17 protein-coding genes, 1 tRNA gene and 3 pseudogenes are annotated in these 16,711 nt (G+C 62.0%); 12 read left to right on the top strand and 9 right to left on the bottom strand.

Features of this window, described 5'->3' with window-relative positions; all coding sequences use genetic code 11:
- Nucleotides 1-17 precede the first annotated feature (17 nt).
- Both AC56QQ_RS16790 and AC56QQ_RS16785 read right to left on the bottom strand, forming a co-directional pair.
- A complete protein-coding gene (locus AC56QQ_RS16790) occupies nucleotides 18-1,235 on the bottom strand; it encodes an LL-diaminopimelate aminotransferase (RefSeq protein ID WP_497128743.1) in 1,218 nt (405 codons plus the stop codon).
- 58 nt (nucleotides 1,236-1,293) lie between these two features.
- Nucleotides 1,294-1,680 (bottom strand): hypothetical protein, encoded by a 387-nt coding sequence (locus AC56QQ_RS16785; protein WP_497129035.1) that lies wholly within the window; start codon nucleotides 1,678-1,680, stop codon nucleotides 1,294-1,296.
- A 98-nt stretch (nucleotides 1,681-1,778) separates the two neighbouring features.
- Between AC56QQ_RS16785 and AC56QQ_RS16780 the strand changes: the two genes are divergently transcribed.
- The 3 genes and pseudogenes from AC56QQ_RS16780 (at nucleotide 1,779) to AC56QQ_RS16770 (ending at nucleotide 5,380) form a co-directional block, all read left to right on the top strand.
- The gene (locus AC56QQ_RS16780) at nucleotides 1,779-3,614 is read left to right on the top strand and encodes a PHA/PHB synthase family protein (protein WP_497128741.1); all 1,836 of its coding nucleotides are present in this window, start codon (nucleotides 1,779-1,781) and stop codon (nucleotides 3,612-3,614) included.
- A gap of 214 nt (nucleotides 3,615-3,828) precedes the next feature.
- Nucleotides 3,829-5,081 (top strand): annotated as a pseudogene (locus AC56QQ_RS16775) (YcbK family protein).
- A 224-nt stretch (nucleotides 5,082-5,305) separates the two neighbouring features.
- A tRNA-Glu gene (locus AC56QQ_RS16770) sits at nucleotides 5,306-5,380 on the top strand.
- A 317-nt stretch (nucleotides 5,381-5,697) separates the two neighbouring features.
- Here AC56QQ_RS16770 and AC56QQ_RS16765 read toward each other — a convergent pair.
- The 5 genes from AC56QQ_RS16765 to AC56QQ_RS16745 all read right to left on the bottom strand — a co-directional run bounded on the left by AC56QQ_RS16765 (nucleotide 5,698) and on the right by AC56QQ_RS16745 (nucleotide 8,219).
- Nucleotides 5,698-6,051: a hypothetical protein gene (locus tag AC56QQ_RS16765; protein WP_497128739.1), complete on the bottom strand. Its 354-nt coding sequence runs from the start codon at nucleotides 6,049-6,051 to the stop codon at nucleotides 5,698-5,700.
- A 524-nt stretch (nucleotides 6,052-6,575) separates the two neighbouring features.
- Entirely contained in the window at nucleotides 6,576-6,821 is a 246-nt protein-coding gene (locus tag AC56QQ_RS16760) for a DUF6074 family protein (protein WP_489861802.1), read from the bottom strand.
- 213 nt (nucleotides 6,822-7,034) lie between these two features.
- Entirely contained in the window at nucleotides 7,035-7,331 is a 297-nt protein-coding gene (locus AC56QQ_RS16755) for a DUF982 domain-containing protein (RefSeq protein ID WP_497128737.1), read from the bottom strand.
- A 141-nt stretch (nucleotides 7,332-7,472) separates the two neighbouring features.
- Entirely contained in the window at nucleotides 7,473-7,709 is a 237-nt protein-coding gene (locus AC56QQ_RS16750) for a hypothetical protein (RefSeq protein WP_489861804.1), read from the bottom strand.
- 111 nt (nucleotides 7,710-7,820) lie between these two features.
- Nucleotides 7,821-8,219 carry a hypothetical protein gene (locus tag AC56QQ_RS16745; protein ID WP_497128735.1) on the bottom strand — a complete coding sequence of 133 codons (399 nt, stop codon included), beginning with the start codon at nucleotides 8,217-8,219 and terminating at the stop codon, nucleotides 7,821-7,823.
- 225 nt (nucleotides 8,220-8,444) lie between these two features.
- Here AC56QQ_RS16745 and map point away from each other — a divergent pair, with 225 nt between their 5' ends.
- The 4 genes from map to AC56QQ_RS16725 all read left to right on the top strand — a co-directional run bounded on the left by map (nucleotide 8,445) and on the right by AC56QQ_RS16725 (nucleotide 11,743).
- Nucleotides 8,445-9,272 carry a type I methionyl aminopeptidase gene (gene map, locus AC56QQ_RS16740; RefSeq protein ID WP_489861806.1) on the top strand — a complete coding sequence of 276 codons (828 nt, stop codon included), beginning with the start codon at nucleotides 8,445-8,447 and terminating at the stop codon, nucleotides 9,270-9,272.
- A gap of 46 nt (nucleotides 9,273-9,318) precedes the next feature.
- Nucleotides 9,319-9,945 (top strand): JAB domain-containing protein, encoded by a 627-nt coding sequence (locus AC56QQ_RS16735; RefSeq protein ID WP_497128733.1) that lies wholly within the window; start codon nucleotides 9,319-9,321, stop codon nucleotides 9,943-9,945.
- A gap of 176 nt (nucleotides 9,946-10,121) precedes the next feature.
- Nucleotides 10,122-11,363 carry a tyrosine-type recombinase/integrase gene (locus AC56QQ_RS16730; RefSeq protein WP_497128731.1) on the top strand — a complete coding sequence of 414 codons (1,242 nt, stop codon included), beginning with the start codon at nucleotides 10,122-10,124 and terminating at the stop codon, nucleotides 11,361-11,363.
- The gene (locus AC56QQ_RS16725; RefSeq protein ID WP_497128729.1) at nucleotides 11,306-11,743 is read left to right on the top strand and encodes a DUF1016 N-terminal domain-containing protein; all 438 of its coding nucleotides are present in this window, start codon (nucleotides 11,306-11,308) and stop codon (nucleotides 11,741-11,743) included. The genes AC56QQ_RS16730 and AC56QQ_RS16725 overlap by 58 nt, the downstream gene beginning before the upstream one ends.
- Nucleotides 11,744-12,908: 1,165 nt before the next feature.
- On the opposite strand, the gene AC56QQ_RS16720 is transcribed toward AC56QQ_RS16725, so the two are convergent.
- Nucleotides 12,909-13,349 carry an Lrp/AsnC family transcriptional regulator gene (locus AC56QQ_RS16720; RefSeq protein ID WP_497128727.1) on the bottom strand — a complete coding sequence of 147 codons (441 nt, stop codon included), beginning with the start codon at nucleotides 13,347-13,349 and terminating at the stop codon, nucleotides 12,909-12,911.
- 136 nt (nucleotides 13,350-13,485) lie between these two features.
- Between AC56QQ_RS16720 and rocF the strand changes: the two genes are divergently transcribed.
- The 4 genes and pseudogenes from rocF (at nucleotide 13,486) to AC56QQ_RS16700 (ending at nucleotide 15,756) form a co-directional block, all read left to right on the top strand.
- Nucleotides 13,486-14,418, top strand: coding sequence for an arginase (rocF, locus tag AC56QQ_RS16715; RefSeq protein ID WP_497128724.1), 933 nt, complete (start codon nucleotides 13,486-13,488; stop codon nucleotides 14,416-14,418).
- Between the two features lie 2 nt (nucleotides 14,419-14,420).
- Nucleotides 14,421-14,612, top strand: a pseudogene (locus AC56QQ_RS16710) (ornithine cyclodeaminase); the annotation flags it as partial.
- On the top strand, nucleotides 14,593-14,889 hold the full coding sequence (locus AC56QQ_RS16705; RefSeq protein WP_497128722.1) for a MerR family DNA-binding protein: 297 nt from the start codon (nucleotides 14,593-14,595) through the stop codon (nucleotides 14,887-14,889). The pseudogene AC56QQ_RS16710 and the gene AC56QQ_RS16705, both read left to right, overlap by 20 nt.
- A 72-nt stretch (nucleotides 14,890-14,961) precedes the next feature.
- Nucleotides 14,962-15,756, top strand: a complete 795-nt coding sequence (locus AC56QQ_RS16700; RefSeq protein WP_497128720.1) for an endonuclease/exonuclease/phosphatase family protein — start codon at nucleotides 14,962-14,964, stop codon at nucleotides 15,754-15,756.
- A gap of 162 nt (nucleotides 15,757-15,918) precedes the next feature.
- On the opposite strand, the pseudogene AC56QQ_RS16695 reads toward AC56QQ_RS16700, so the two are convergent.
- Nucleotides 15,919-16,047: pseudogene (locus AC56QQ_RS16695) on the bottom strand (DDE-type integrase/transposase/recombinase); the annotation flags it as partial.
- A gap of 51 nt (nucleotides 16,048-16,098) precedes the next feature.
- On the opposite strand from AC56QQ_RS16695, the gene AC56QQ_RS16690 reads away from it, so the two are divergent.
- On the top strand, nucleotides 16,099-16,698 hold the full coding sequence (locus AC56QQ_RS16690) for an HAD-IC family P-type ATPase (protein ID WP_497128718.1): 600 nt from the start codon (nucleotides 16,099-16,101) through the stop codon (nucleotides 16,696-16,698).
- Nucleotides 16,699-16,711: the final 13 nt, after the last annotated feature.

Below are 16,711 nucleotides of genomic sequence, written 5' to 3'. Positions count from 1 at the left end.
AATTGTGTGCGGCAAGCCTACCGGTGTGCGGAAAGCGGCACCACGTTGTTGGGTTGCTTGGCGCTGGTCGCCAGGAAGCGCTTGATGTTGCGCGCCGCCTGCCGGATCCGGTGCTCGTTCTCGACCAGCGCGATGCGCACGTGATCGTCGCCATGCTCGCCAAAGCCGACACCGGGCGCCACCGCCACGTCGGCGTGCTCGATGAGCAGCTTGGAGAATTCGAGCGAGCCGAGATGACGGAACGGCTCCGGAATCGGCGCCCAGGCGAACATCGAGGCCGCGGGCGCGGGAACGGCCCAGCCGGCCCGGCCGAAGGCATCGACCATCACGTCGCGACGCTTGTGGTAGATGTCGCGCACCTCGGCGATGTCGGCGCCGTCGCCGTTGAGCGCATGCGCGGCCGCCACCTGGATCGGCGTGAAGGCGCCGTAGTCGAGATAGGATTTCACCCGCGTCAGCGCCGAGATCAGCCGCTCGTTGCCAACGGCAAAACCCATGCGCCAGCCAGGCATGGAAAAGGTCTTCGACATCGAGGTGAACTCGACGCAGACGTCGATCGCGCCCGGCACCTGCAGCACCGAAGGCGGCGGATTGCCGTCGAAATAGATCTCCGAATAGGCAAGGTCGGAAAGGATGATGATGTCGTTCTTCTTCGCGAACGCCACCACGTCCCTGTAGAAGTCGAGCGAAGCGACCAGCGCCGTCGGGTTCGACGGATAGTTGAGGATCAGCGCCAGCGGCTTCGGGATCGAGTGCCGCACGCCGCGCTCGAGCGCCGGGATGAAGCCGTCATCAGGCTCCACCTGCAGCGAACGGATGACGCCACCCGACATGATGAAGCCGAAAGCGTGGATCGGATAGGTCGGATTGGGGCACAGGATCACGTCGCCCGGGGCGGTGATCGCCTGCGCCATGTTGGCGAAGCCTTCTTTCGACCCCAGCGTCGCCACCACTTGCGTGTCCGGATTGAGCTTCACGCCGAAGCGGCGGGCATAGTAGTTGGCCTGGGCGCGACGCAGGCCAGGAATGCCGCGCGAAGAGGAATAACGATGGGTGCGCGGATCGCGCACGACCTCGCACAATTTGTCAACGATCGCCTTGGGCGTCGGCAGGTCCGGATTGCCCATGCCGAGGTCGATGATGTCGGCGCCGCGCGAACGGGCGCTGGCCTTGAGCCGATTGACCTGCTCGAAGACGTAAGGCGGAAGCCGGCGGACCTTGTGAAACTCTTCCATGGCAGTTCCAGACATCACTTGGTGTTTGGGAGGGCGCGTTTGCGCGCGCCCTATATACTCATTTGCAGGTAGGGTCGAGGGCGGGGTCGCATTTGCCTTCGATCTGCTTCAGCGTTTCGCCGCCATGTTTTTTGGCCAGATCCTTGAGCGCCGCCTGGTCGGTGACCTTGGGACCGCCGCCTTTCGCCGCCTGCGCGTTCTCATCGGCCTTCAATTGCGCAAGCTTGGCGTTCCTCTCGGCTTCGGTGAACTGCGGCGCCGCCACTTGCGGCTTGATGTTCAGGTTTGGAAAGGTGCCGGTGTCCTTCGGCCCAATGCCCGCCGCGACGGGCTCCGGGCCGTTGGTGCTCGAACACCCGGCAATCCCCAGGAGGATGATTGCCGCGCCGATGCGCAAAAAACGTCCAGCGCCAAAAAAAACAGTCTCGCCAATATTAATCGTCATATGGTTTCCTTGGCAGCCGAGGTAGAGCGAGATTGGACCCGGTCGGATGTCCCATGTTAATATGTCAAGAAAACGCTTCGGGAGGAACCCCGCGAACCATGTCCAAGACACCCGATTCGGGCAAAGCGGAAGATGACGAGCCTTCGACCGTCGAGCAATATCTGGTGAAGGACCCGGAACGCTTCGCCCTGAACATGGCGCGCATGATCGAGCAGGCCGGCAAGGCGGCTTCCGCGTGGGCCGAGCCGCGCGAAAAAGGCGAGGTGCGCGACAGCGTCGCCGAGCCGGTTGTCGACATGGTGAAGACCTTCTCCAAGCTCAGCGAATACTGGCTTTCCGATCCGCAGCGCGCGCTGGAAGCGCAGACGCGGCTGTTCTCCGGCTACATGACTGTCTGGGCCAACGCCATTCAGCGCACCAGCAACGCGGCCGAAGGCACTGAAGACGCCGTCAAGCCGGAACGCGGCGACAAGCGCTTCCTCGACCCCGAATGGGGCCGCAACGCCTTCTTCGATTTTCTCAAGCAGGCCTATCTCGTCACCTCGCGCTGGGCGGCCGACCTGGTTGAGCACGCCGATGGCCTGGACGAGCACACCCGTCACAAGGCCGGCTTCTACGTCAAGCAGGTGTCCAACGCCATCTCGCCGTCGAATTTCATCCTGACCAACCCGGAATTGTTTCGCGAAACCGTCGCCTCGAACGGCGAAAACCTGGTGCGCGGCATGAAGATGCTGGCCGAGGACATCGCTGCCGGCAAGGGCGATCTGAAGCTGCGCCAGGCCGACTATTCGCCCTTCGAGATTGGCAAGAACATAGCCACCACTCCCGGCAAGGTGGTTGGCCGCAGCGATGTCGCCGAGATCATCCAGTACGATCCCGCGACCGAGATGGTGCTCAAGCGGCCGCTGCTGATCTGCCCGCCATGGATCAACAAGTTCTACATCCTCGATCTCAATCCGCAGAAGTCCTTCATCCGCTGGGCGGTTGAACAGGGCCACACCGTCTTCGTCATCTCCTGGATCAACCCGGACGAGCGCCACGGCACCAAGAGCTGGGAAGCCTATATACGCGAAGGGCTGCAATATGGCCTCGACACGATCGAGAAGGCCACCGGCGAAAGGGATGTCAACGCGATCGGCTATTGCGTCGGCGGCACGCTGCTGGCGGCGGCACTGGCGCTGATGGCGCAGGAAGGCGACGACCGCATCAAGTCGGCCACCTTCTTCACCACGCAGGTCGACTTCACCCATGCCGGCGACCTGAAAGTCTTCGTCGACGAGGAACAGGTCGCGGCGGTGGAAAAGTCGATGAGCGAGAAGGGCTACCTCGACGGCACCAAGATGGCGACCGCTTTCAACATGCTGCGTTCGGGCGACCTGATCTGGCCCTATGTCGTCAACAACTACATGCGCGGCAAGGATCCCCTGCCCTTCGACCTGCTCTACTGGAATGCCGATTCGACCCGCATGGGCGCGGCCAACCACTCTTTTTATCTGCGCAACTGCTATCTCGAGAACAACCTTTCGCGCGGCACGATGGAACTGGCGGGCCACACGGTCTCTCTCGCCGACATCACCATTCCGGTCTACAACCTCGCCTCCAAGGAAGATCACATCGCGCCGGCGCTCTCCGTTTTCCTCGGCTCGAAATATTTCGGCGGCAAGGTCGACTACGTCATGGCCGGGTCGGGCCATATCGCAGGCGTGGTCAATCCGCCGGCATCCAAGAAGTATCAGTATTGGACTGGAGGGACGCCGACGGGCGACTTCGGCCAGTGGATTGCCGCGGCCACCGAACATCCAGGATCCTGGTGGCCGCACTGGCAAGACTGGATCGAGACCAAGGACAACACCCGCGTGCCGGCTCGCAAACCCGGCAAGCATATGAAAACCTTGGGGGATGCTCCCGGTACCTATGTGAAGGTGCGTGTGTAACGGACTGTAATGTCTGGTGAGTTGACGGGCCGGCAAAAGCGGGCGAAATGGTGTCGTCAGCCTTCAAGCGGCCACAATTCGGCAATCACGACAAAAATACTTCCAAGCTTGCGGATTTGACACAGGTCTCGTTTCCGGATCGGAGACAAAGGTACCTCGTCGCGACGTTTCAGGGCCGCGCCGAGGATATGCCGACCGGACATCGAGGGGGAATTTGGCTTTGAAATCAGCAGGATGGAGCCTCGCAAAGGGAGAACGCCGCGCCATCGTGGCAGCGCTGTGCTCCGTGCTTCTGGCATCCTGCACCTCGGCTGGCGACCCGACAATGTCGGTTGGAATGCCGGGTTACAACGCCACCGCATCGGACATAAGCGCGGCCTCGAGCGCCAAGGCAGCCACCGTCACCGATTCGTCGCAGATCACCACTGAGCAGACGACCGTGATGACGGCAAGCGATACGGCGCTTCCCGAGACGGTCGCCTATGTGCCAATAGCGAACCCCCAGGCCGCCTTTCCGCTGACCACCCCGGCGGGCGCCGAAACGATCGCGGGAAACACGCCGCAGTCGTTGCAGCAGCCGGCACAGACGGCGCGGGAGAACGACGCGGTTGCGCAACAGATTGCAGCCGCCGATGCAGCCGTGACCGCGCCAAAGCCGACGGCCGCGCCGGCGATGAACAATCCGGTCTACGTGACGGCTGGCGAGATGCCACAATCGCCGCAGGCCGAGGTACCCAAGAAAAAGGCTTCCTGGCCTCGATGTTTGGCGCCACGCCCGCCTCGGCGACGCCGCTCATCAACACCAGGTCGGGTGAGCCGCCGGCAGTGCAGGCCAAGCCGGCGTCAGCACCGGCAAAGCCGATCATCACGCTGGCCTCGGCCAATTCCACGGCAAAACCGGTGCAGCTGGCCTCGATCGGCGGAGAGACCGGCCACATCACTGGCAGCGATGCCCTGCCCGGCGTGCGCCAGACGGCCCTGTTCGAAATCAAGCGCAAATCCGGCCTCGATGACGAAAGCGACGTCGACCTCAATGAGGACGAGGGCACAGGCGCCGGGGCCTATCGGGTCGCGTCCGCCGCCGGCATGGCCCGGCTGGCGCCCAACGGATTGCTCAAGCAGAACGAGAGCGTCGACGTGGCGTGCCTGAAGCCCTCGCTGGTTCGGGTGCTGAAGACGATCGAAGGCCACTACGGCCGCAAGATGACGGTGACGTCAGGCTATCGCGACCCGGCCCGCAACCGGCGTGCCAACGGCGCCAAGAATTCGCTGCACATGTATTGCGCCGCCGCCGACATCCAGGTCCCCGGCGTTTCGAAATGGGAGCTGGCAAGCTATATCAGAAGCATGCCCGGCCGCGGCGGCGTCGGCACCTACTGCCACACCGAATCCGTGCACGTCGATGTCGGCCCCGAGCGCGACTGGAACTGGCGTTGCCGCCGGCGCAGCGGCGGTGGCGACGGCTAGCACATGACGGTCAACTCGATTTCGATCAGGTTCATGCCGAACTGAAATCTTCCCCTCTCATCCCAGGTTTGCAGCCTGCCGCGCAGGCAGGAGCTGGCGACAGACCGGAGCCCGCCAGACCCGGCGGAACGCCCGATCTGACGGGCGGGAAAAAAGTTGCCCAAGGTGGCACCTGACGGGTTGCCGGTTGCGCGCAACGCCAGTATAAGCCGCTTCGTCTGAGCGCGCCCATCGTCTAGCGGTTAGGACACCGCCCTTTCACGGCGGTAACAGGGGTTCGATTCCCCTTGGGCGTACCAGGACTTTTCAAGCACTTAGCTGAAAACTCCTCTCCCTATCCAACGTTTGGCCAATTTCCTTCCGGGCATGGGCATACTCGGCGTGAACGCCATTCTGATTTCCAAGGCTTTCCTGCGACTATCGGCGGGTCCATACGACATGGGGCTATCACGCGGCCGTCAGGGGGCTAGATGCGCCCGCTGAAGTGCTGGCCAGCAAATCAAAGCGCCTGTTGAGGGAGCTTGCAGCGGTGGCATACACGGGGCTAAAATCTCAGCGCTTCGGCTTCGGCGTGATCGTTTCGACCCACACCTTGTCGCCGATCTCCCCACCGCCCTCACGGCTCGTTGATCAGCCGCTTGATCTTCTTGCCCTCGTATCCGTAGTCGTCGACCAGCTTTTGGCAGATCGGCGAAAGCGGTTCCGGTTTGGGGCCGCCAGGTCCCGGCGTGCCGGCGAAGGCCATGGCCATGTCGCCGTTAGATTTCAGCGCGGCGGTGATGTTGCCTTGATTGTCCAGTTCCGTCTGCAGCATCTGCAGCCTCGGAAGATTGACTGACAGCGTCGGGCAGTCCTTCAGCCCTTCCATCGCCTCCGAAATCTGCTTCCTTACTTTATCGGCTTTGGTGGCGGCCAGGCATGGCGTCACCGTCATGCAGGCCATCAAGGTCACGGCAACTGCGGCTTTCATCGCATGGTCCCCTATCCCACAACGATAGTGTCGCAACCTGCCCGGTCGCGTCAACGGGCGTCAGCGAAACGATACTCGTTTCATCGACCGTTCCAAAGGCAAGGTAACGGCGGAAATTCAGCTAGAGCAGGATCGGTGCCTGAATTGCAACGCCCGCCCCAGCGTGAGCCGAGGCGGGCGCTTTTGTTATCGCACCATCAAGGCGGTGGCGGCGTAGTTGAGGCAACCGGACCAGCCGTCACGCTGGACAGTCGATCTTTCTTGATGAGTGTCGGCTGTTCGTATGTCTTCTTCATAGGAATCCCCCTGTCCGCCCTCTGCGTCACAATGGCGTCGGGATGCCGAAGGTTGTCAAGCCATCGCTTAAATGGCTCGCCGCCATGGGCGATGGGCAAGTTCTGAAGTCGCCAGAAATCAACCCAACATAGGGATCGACTCAGAGTGGCCAGCGAGCAAGTGAGGGGACAGTTGCAGCCCGGCCCCAGCTCAGCTTGACGCCGCCGATTCCGCGAAAAAAATCCAGTTCAGCCGGCGTCGGCGGCCAGCATGTGCATCTCTTGCTGGACTGCAAAGAAGAAACGGCGAACCTCGTCGCTGGCCGAAGTCCTGTCCTTGCCCGAACCGACAATGTGATCGAGAAGCTCGGAAGCCTTGGCCTTCCAGAAGGAAGTCGCCTTGTCGCCATGCAGGGTCCCCAGCTTGGCGGCAACCTCGCGAACAAGGAAAACCTGACGATCAATCGGGAACGCACGCACGTTTGCTGAGGACATCTTCCGAACCATGGGACTGACGCAACGAATCAACCATTGCTGAACAAGCAATGGCGTAACCTCGAAGATGGAAACGGAACCTTAACGGCGCTGGCGTTGGCGCGTCTTCAGGCAGTCGTCCAGGACAAAGCCAAGCGATCATCGCGACACGTCATCTGCGTTCAAACGCGGCCCTTGGCATTTCGAGCGGACAGCCGGAACGGGCGATGGCCGTCAGGCCTGCAGCGACCTCGCCTCGCCACCGCGCTTACGCGGCGTCATCATGTCCCTCGCCAGCAGTCCGCTCGCACGACAAAACGCCATGAATGCGCGGCAGGCATCCTCGGTCTTGACCACGTCCACCGTGGCGCCAAAGCAGGCATTGAAGGCCTTCTGATAGATCGGGCCCTGGCGTCGCGCGGGCCAGTCCTGAAGAAAATCGAGCGCCTGTTCGACGCCGTAAATCTCCTCGACTGGCAGGTCGGGCGCGGGTGCGATGCGCACCGGCACCTCGAATTGCAGTCTGTCCATTTCCTGTCTCCCGAACTGGCGTCACGCAAGCAACGCCATTCGTCGTCAAAAGTTGCTCTGACCGGCTTCTGGCCCAGAAATGTGTCGTCACTGGGGTCGCGAACCGATGCGTGACAGCGACTGCGCCAGGAGCCGTCAGCCTTACTGGTTCGCCGGGTCGGTCTCGGAGTCAAAAGCCATGCGGACCACCGTGACCAGAACGAAGGCCGATGGCACCGCGAAAATGACGGCAAGGATAATTGCCCCCGTTCCCGACAGGCCGAGTGTCTCCGCGACCGCCCAATAGACGGTTCCGATGCAGATGAGCGCCTGGACGGAGAGGAACGAAGCCGCAGAGACCGCGCGCGACAGGGTTTTGAATGTCTTGATGCGTTGCATTGAAATAGTCCGGAAATGACGCGCCGCGCGACCATGCGCGGCCGACTGCCGCCGCACGGTCACGACGCGAACAGGGATAGGTATGCGGTGAAAAGTGCGGTTCTGGACCGCTCAGGCCGGGACGGAGGGCGGTGCGCGCGGCTGGTTGGCGCTCGTCTTGCGACCCGAGGCCGGTCCGTGTCCGGAAGCAACCGCGTCCGGCGAAGTCCGTTCAAACCGAAGGAAAACAGCTTCGGGGACCGGTAAGGCGGGATGGCCGCTGGCGAACTTCGCCAGCACCGGCCGGACAGCGCGAACCTCCAGCGCTTGCGCCTTGCCGGTGACACGCAGCAGCGCCGCCACCTCGCCAGACCGTTCCACGCCGACGCCGGCACCGCCCGACAAAGCGTCCGCGAAGGCTGGCATCTCCGGCCGGCCAAGGCACAGCATCGCCAGCAGCACCATGCCCATCAGACATGAGCATGCCGCCGCCAGCGGCGCTTCTAGCAATCTGCCACGCTTGGCCGTCATGAAAGGTTGCGATCTCCCAAAACCTCCCCCGCCCTAGCGCAAGGTGGCAAGAAAGGAAAGCAAGCCGGGCACAAACCGGCAAGACACCGGCCCTGACGATGCAAATATCCCGGCTGCCCGGCCGTGCCTGGCAGTTCTTCCTTGAACCTTTCGCCCCCAAGTGCCAAATCTGTCGGGATTTCACGCTGGCTCTTTCAAAGGCCCCCTACCGGCAATACGGACAAAATGATCACCTATCTCGACGCCGCCACGGCACCGCTCAGAAATACCGGCCAGATCCGTCTCTATGGCGAGGAAGGCTTTGCCGGCATGCGCAGGGCATGCGATCTCACGGCGCGCTGCCTCGACGAGCTGGTGCCTATGGTCGAGCCCGGCGTTACCACGGAGGCAATAGACCGCTTCGTCTTCGAGTTCGGCATGGACCACGGCGCGCTGCCGGCGACGCTCAACTATCGCGGCTACACGAAATCGTCCTGCACCTCGATCAACCATGTCGTCTGCCATGGCATTCCCGACAACAAGCCGTTGAAGGATGGCGACATCGTCAACATCGACGTCACCTACATCCTCGATGGTTGGCACGGCGATTCCTCACGCATGTATCCTGTCGGCACCATCAAGCGTGCGGCTGAACGCTTGCTTGAAGTCACCTATGAATGCCTGATGCGCGGCATCGCGGCGATCAGGCCCGGCGCCCGCACCGGTGCCATCGGCGCTGCTATCCAGACCTATGCCGAGGGCGAGCGTTGCTCGGTGGTACGCGATTTCTGCGGCCACGGTGTCGGCCAGCTCTTCCACGATGCGCCGAACATCCTGCACTATGGCAATGTCAACGAGGGCGTCGAGATGCGGCCCGGAATGATCTTCACCGTCGAGCCTATGATCAATCTCGGCCGGCCGCATGTGAAGGTCCTGTCCGATGGCTGGACGGCGGTGACGCGCGATCGTTCGCTGTCGGCGCAGTACGAGCACACGATCGGCGTGACCGATACCGGCTGCGAGATCTTCACGCTGTCGCCCAAAAAGCTCGACCGCCCCGGCCTGCCGGCCTAATCTTGTTCCGCCGGGTCTTTCCGGCCAGGAAAATGCGGAGCGGCTTGTGGGGACAGGAAGCGACGACGACGAGCGGAGTTTCTTCTCCGAGGCGCCCATCCGGCCTGCGGCGAAACCCGTGACGTTTGACGAAAAGCCACATTATCTCGGCCATCGCGACCGCTTGCGCGAGCGCTTTGCCGCTGCCGGTCCGGACGCCCTGCCCGATTACGAGCTGCTGGAGCTCCTGCTGTTTCGCCTGATCCCTCGCGCCGACACCAAGCCGGTCGCCAAGGCGCTGCTGGCGCGCTTCGGCACGCTGGCCGAGGTGCTGGGCGCACCGGTCGGCCTGCTGCAGGAGGTCAAGGGCATCGGTCCGGCGGTGGCGCTCGACTTGAAAGTCGTCGCGGCGACCGCGCAGCGCATGGCGCGCGGCGAGGTTCGCGGCCGCGAAGTCCTCTCGTCATGGCAGCAGCTTCTCGACTATTGCCGCTCGGCCATGGCATTCGAGGAGCGCGAGCAGTTCCGCATTCTGTTCCTTGACAAGAAGAACGCGCTGATCGCCGACGAGGTGCAGCAGGTCGGCACCGTCGACCACACGCCTGTCTACCCGCGCGAGGTGGTCAAGCGCGCGCTAGAACTGTCGGCGACCGCGATCATTCTGGTCCACAACCATCCCACTCACCCATTTTGATCACGCTGGATCACGCTGGATACCGCTGAATCATAAGGATTTTTTGGCTTGTCGTAGAGTCGGGTACTGTGGCATATTGGGGTCGGTTTTAGGGGGATCGAAGCCCTTTTTGACCCCAGTCGCCGACCCCACGAAACCGTCTGGCGACCCCACTTGGAAGCCGATGGAGAACCCCAGTGCCAAGCCTTACCGATGGAGAAATACGCCGCGTCCTGAAGCAGGTGGAACAGACTGGAAAGCAGCTAAGCCTCGTCGATGGCGAAGGGCATGGAACCGGGCGCCTCGTGCTGGTCATGAAGCCGATGCCGACCCGCGTGACCGCCGACTGGATGGCTCAACAGTGGCGCGATCAGAAGCGTATCAAGAAGAAGCTCGGATCATATCCTTCGATGCCGCTTAGCAAGGCACGAGAAGTGTTCAATCGCGATTTCGCGGACATGATCCAAAAGGGTCGTAGCATCCGGATCGCTGGCGACACGCGGCCTGGCACCGTTGCCGATCTGTTCGAAGCCTATGTCGCTTACCTGAAGGAGGCAGGGAAGCCATCCTGGAAGGAGGCGGAAAAGGGCCTGAACAAGATCGCCGACACGCTCGGACGCAACCGTCCTGCCCGTGACATTGAACCGGACGAGATTACCGCGATCATCCGTCCCATCTATGAGCGCGGCAAGCGCTCGATGGCGGATCATGTACGAAGCTACATTCGATCCGCCTTTAGCTGGGGTTTGAAATCAGAGCATGACTACCGCTCCGCCTCGGCGCGTCGCTTCCGCTTGGTCTACAATCCTGCGGCGGGTATACCAACGGAGCCCAAGAAGGTCGGGACGCGCTGGCTGGACGAGGACGAATTCCTCCGACTCTATCGCTGGCTCGAATACCCCGATACGCCGGTGCATCCGCCATACACGCGCGCGGTCAGAATTCTGATGCTAACCGGGCAGCGTGTAGAGGAAATCGCACGACTACACGTCGATCAGTGGGACGCAAAGGAACGCATCATCGACTGGTCGAAGACCAAGAACGGTAAGCCGCACGCCATCCCCGTGCCGACGATCGCCGCCGAACTGATCGAATCAATCACGCCCAACGCTCACGGCTGGTTCTTTCCTTCAGCAACCGATCCGACCAAGCCGGTGAGCCACGGCACCCTCTATTCCTTCATGTGGCGCCAGCGAGACCGCGAGGTCATTCCGTTCGTGACAAACCGCGATCTGCGGCGGACGTGGAAAACACTTGCCGGCAAGGCCGGCCTATCCAAGGAGATCCGGGATCGCCTGCAGAACCATACGCTGCAAGACGTCAGTTCCAAGAGCTACGACCGGTGGAACTATATGCCCGAGAAGCGCGCGGCCATGGCAAAATGGGACAAATTCGTCCGCCCCATGCTGGCCAAGAAGCGCATGAAGTTGGCGGCATGAGTCCTCCGCCATCCAAACCCGCGCCTCGCCGCGCAAAGATCGACAGGCCTTCCGTCGAAATCGACGCTCGAACCTACACCGCCTTTGTCGGTGATCTGAAGCAGAAGATCGCCGCGGCGCGGCACCGCGCCAGCCTGTCGGTCAATCGCGAATTGGTCCTTCTCTACTGGACCATCGGCCGCGACATTTTGGGCCGGCAGGAGCGCGAGGGTTGGGGGGCCAAGGTGATCGATCGTCTGGCCGGCGATCTTGGCCGGGCTTTCCCGGAAATGACCGGACTGTCCGCCCGAAACCTGAAATGTATGCGCGCGTTCGCCGAGGCCTGGCCTGACGGCGAGTTTGTGCAACAGGTTGTAGCACAATTTGCCGTGGGGCCATAACGTCCGCCTTTTCCAAGTTACAGCGCCTGCACCGGCTTGCTTCAGAAAGGCGCATCAGTCGAGCAAAACAGTTCCCATTTTGGGAGAAGCTCTGATGGATCGAAGCGAGGGAGCGGATTCAACAGTCTTATGCGTGCGACGCGGAGCATTGGGCGTTCCCTTGACCGTCATCATCCCGATCGCTCGCACAACAACCTCATATACTCGCCGGTGGACGGATCGATCGAGAGCAAGCCGAAATTGCTGATGCCACGCTCCTGGCCGAACTCTTCGATCTCGGCCACGTCCTGCCCACAGCGCACCAACTCGCCCGTGGCGTCAAACGCTCCCCAACAACGAAAGCGACCAGGATTGTCGGCATCGATCGAACTGGAATATCCCACCCCGAGAAGAAGGTCGCAGTTGCGCCGCCCTGTCCGCTGAAGCCTGTGCTCACCAGGCCGATCACATGACCGGCCTCGTTGAACACTGGTCCGCCGCTCATACCGCCCGGCCAATCGGCGTCGATCCGGATGACCGGCCAGGGCCGACCGCGCGCGCCATCGGCTGGAGCGAATCGGCTTCCCACACCGCGCGCTTTAGGGAGGAAGGGACACGCGCTACCCGAATCGTGGCTTCGCGTTTAGGAAACCAATTTCGAGGAAATACTTCAAACGCAGGATCTCGCTTTTCACGCGCTGTTGGCAGCGCGCGCCGCCTAGCAGGCTGTGGAAAAAGGATCGGAGATACCCGTTTTGAATCTGGTTTGTGCTCGGTCTGATTCCGATACGTTCCGTGAACAAAACAGTTTTTCAACAGCCTGCTAGATGTGAGTGTCAAAAGGTTTCACGATTCAAATTAATAGCCGTGAAGCTTGCCGAACAGCGCGTAAGAGGCGAGATCGAATACGGCCGCCGGATCGCTGGGCAGGTAGTGGATGGTCTTAGGAATGCCAGCATCAACAACCCGCATCAGCGTGGCGAAGTTGTCGGCGATGAACCTGCGTTGCTCGGAGAGGTTGGCTAGCTGTGAGCTTTCGGCTCTCGTCCTCCCTTGTTTCGGTCGGGCTCATGGCGAACAGAAACGGGTCGGCCGAGAAGCTCTGCATCGTTAGAAGCGCTGGCTTGCATCTCACTCGCCCGCACAGTCGCGGGCATACTCTGCGACTTTAGGCCTTGATCGGATTTTATGTCAGTCGTGCCCGCGTCGTGCGCGGCGTGGCCAGAAGCAGGCTCGTTTCGCTGCCCGTTATGCCGGCAATTAGGCGGATGCGCCGTAGCACGGCATCGAAATCGGTCAGTGAGGCAGTCCCGAGCTCGACCACCAGGTCCCAGCGGCCATTGGTGGTGTGGATGGTGGAAACCTCGGGGAGACCGCCCAGCGCCCGGACCACGCGGTCGGCAGCATGGCCCTCAATCTCGATCAACATGATACCGCGGATACGCTGATCGACGGCGTCGGCGCGCAGCACCACCGTGTAGCCGATAATCTCGCCGGATCGTTCCAGCCGCTCCATACGTGCCCTCACCGTGGCACGCGAGACGCCCAGATCGACGGCGAGATCCGACACGCTGCGACGCGCGTCATGGCGCAGCAAGGTCACGAGCCTTTCGTCCAGTGCATCCATAGTGGGCTACCATTTTGATCAATTTCGCTGCCACTACGATAAACTAAGCTTTCCGGATTGCCACTTTTACCTGTTCAGATCGCCACCTCGCCATGGTCCCCTCGCGGTCATTCGAACTTGGACCGCGGGGAAATTAATGCGTTGCCGAATCGTTGGGGCGCCGGTGCAGGACGGTGCCGGCAGGATGGGATGCGAAATGGGGCCGAGCGCACTGCGGACCGCCGGACTGGCTGAGGTGCTGTCCGGCCTCGGCCACGCCGTCGAGGATATGGGCGCCGTCCAGGCAGCTCCGGCAAGGCGCATTGTACACGGCAATTTGGCGCTGAAGGCCCTTCCCGAGATATCGGCTTGGACATCCGCGATTGCCCAGGCCGCCTACGCAGCGAGTGCGGACGCCATGCCGATCTTTCTCGGCGGCGACCATTCGATCTCGGCCGGGACCGTGTCGGGCCTCGCCCGTCGCGCCGCAGAGGCTGGTCGGCCGCTGTTCGTACTTTGGCTCGACGCGCATCCGGATTTCCACACGCTCGACACCACCGCCAGCGGCAATCTGCACGGTGTTCCGCTCGCTTACGCCAGCGGTCAGCCCGGTTTCAGCGGCTACTTCCCGGACCTGCCGGCAGCCGTCGATCCCAAGCGGATCTGCACGATGGGCCTGCGCAGTGTCGACCCGGCCGAGCGCATGGCGCTCAACGACGCGGGAGTGACCGTGCACGACATGCGTGCCATCGACGAGCATGGCATCGCGCCGTTACTGCGCGCCTTCCTGGCGCGCGTCGCTGATGAAGACGGGCTGCTGCATGTCAGTCTCGACGTCGACTTCCTCGACCCCTCCATCGCGCCGGCGGTCGGCACCACGGTTCCCGGCGGCGCGACGTTCCGCGAGGCGCATCTGGTTATGGAGATGCTGTCCGACAGCGGCCTCGTCTCCAGCCTGGACCTGGTCGAGTTGAACCCCTTTCTGGACGAGCGTGGCCGGACCGCGACACTGATGGTCGACCTGACGGCGAGCCTGATGGGCCGCCGCATCATGGACCGTCCGACCCGCAGCCATTCCGGGAGCTTTTGATCATGACCACAGCCAAGCTGAACATCGTCCCCTTCGTCAGCGTCGACCGCATGATGAAGCTGGTGATTGCCATCGGCATCGAGCGCTTCCTGACCGAGCTCGCCGGCTACATCGAAGAAGACTTCCGTCGCTGGGAGCTTTTCGACAAGACGCCACGCATCGCCTCGCACAGCCATGTTCATCAAGCAATGCCGGGACTTCGGCTTCGGCATCGATCAGGTGCGCGTGCTGCTGGAGCTATCCATCAGCACCGACCGCGATTGCGTCGAGACGCGCGACATTGCCCAGGGGCATCTTGACGAGGTCCGCCAGAAACTCGCCGAACTGCGCTTGCTCGAACGTCGGCTGGAAAGCTTTGTGACCCGCTGCAACATCGCCTGTGCCGGTGGACCCGGCCAGGACTGCGTGATCTTCAAAGACCTTACGGCGTCACAGACGGGAGCTTGCTGTGGGGCGCCATCACGCCCTTGAATCCTGGAGATCGATTATCGCCCGAACTCGCGTATGCTCGCTGCACAGCCCGTTTCTTAGGATTGTTACCACATGACGCGCGAATGCTTGACCGGCTGGCCTACTGCCAGCCTCGCTCGCCTGGCAGTAAGCGTTCTTATGCTGGTCGCCACGCCCTCGGTCGTGTTGGCCCAACCCCAAGCGATCAGATTGTTGACCTTCAACGTCAATATTCACAACACGGCCTACGAGAGCTTTTCCGCCTACATCAGAACCCTGCATCCGGATATTGTCGTGCTACAGGAGGCGAGCAAAGCTTGGCTTGCGAAAACGGTGCTCGCAGAGTTTCCTTATGGGCAAGCCGGGCCAGGCCACTATGTCATCGCCAGCCGCTTCCCGCTGGTCAAGGATTCGGCGCCGGCCAGCCTCCGGAAACGCGTCCACCGGCTGGTGGCGCAACGAGTGCTGGTTTCGCTTGGTGATGGCGGCGATGGTGTGGTGGCCATCTACAATGTCCATCCAGCGACACCGCGCCTGCGAAACGGCATCGAGCGCCAGGAGGAGGACTACGCGGCGTTGTCCTTGCAGGTGGCGGGTGAGCCGACAAATCGCGTCATCATCGCCAGCGGTGATTTCAATGCCGTGCCGAAGTTTCCGGTTTTCGTCCGGTTCCGCACAGCAACAGGCCTCGTGCTGCTCGACAGCGACACGCTTGCAACCCCTACGCGTTTTCCGAAAGAGTACGGCCTTCCAACGTGGTTGGGAGCTGCTATCGACCACGTCACCGCGAAGGGGCCAGTTACGCTCGTCAGCCGCTCTGTCGGGCCGGCGCTGGGATCGGATCACCTTCCGGTGGTCGCTGATCTCTTGGTCGATATGCCCCGTTAATATCGAGCCTATAACAATCCAACACGATTGGATGCAGGTAGTTCACTTGGCCTCAAATCAGTAAGCCTTGTCGCCGCCGCATGCTCTTCGCCATCACGTCCACGGCAGGTACGGCAATGGCGGCAACGTAATGCCTAACTGGCTTTGCTGGCGGACGCCATTCGCAACGAGCAGGGCGTAGGTGACGAGCTGCGCTGTCATCTCGGCCTTCATCGCCCAGCCGACGACGGGGCGGGAGAACAGGTCGACCACGGCGGCAACGTAGAGCCATCCTTCTGCGGTCTCGCCGTAGCGAGCGAGCGGCTTTGCGGTGGTCATCGACAGTTCGCCGGTAAGGTCGGGTTGCTTGCGATCGGCGGCAAGCTCGGTGGCATCGTCGCGGTGGCCGATCCGATCAAGGCCACCACCAAGGAGGCCATTCAAGCGCTGCGCGAAACTGGCCTTCGGATCATCATGGCGACCGGCGACAACGAACTGACCGCAAAGGCGGTTGCCTCAAAGCTTGGCATCGATGAAGTACGCGCCGGCGTTCTGCCTGAAGACAAGAAGGCGCTCATCGACCAACCGCATGCGGGCGGTTCCAAGGTCGCCATGGCGGGAGATGGTGTCAACGATGCCCCGGCCCTCGCGGCGGCCGACGTCGGCATCGCCATGGGCACCGGCGCGGATGTGGCTGTGGAAAGTGCCGGTATCACGCTGGTGAAAGGCGACCTCAATGGCATCGTCAGGGCAAGGACCCTCGCCCAGGCGACCATACGCAACATCAAGCAGAACCTGTTTTTTGCCTTCATCTACAACGTGCTTGGCGTGCCGATCGCCGCTGGCGTCCTCTATCCGGTGTTCGGGACCCTGCTGTCGCCGATGATCGCGGCTGCCGCCATGAGCCTGTCCTCCGTGTCGGTAATTGGAAATGCGCTCCGGCTGCGCACTTTGAAACTGTAAGATCGAGGAGGTT

The sequence above is a fragment of the Mesorhizobium sp. RCAM 05099 genome (genome assembly GCF_059683685.1).
The sequence above is the reverse complement of the archived record's forward strand: the minus strand, read 5'-3'. Positions and strand labels throughout refer to the sequence as shown.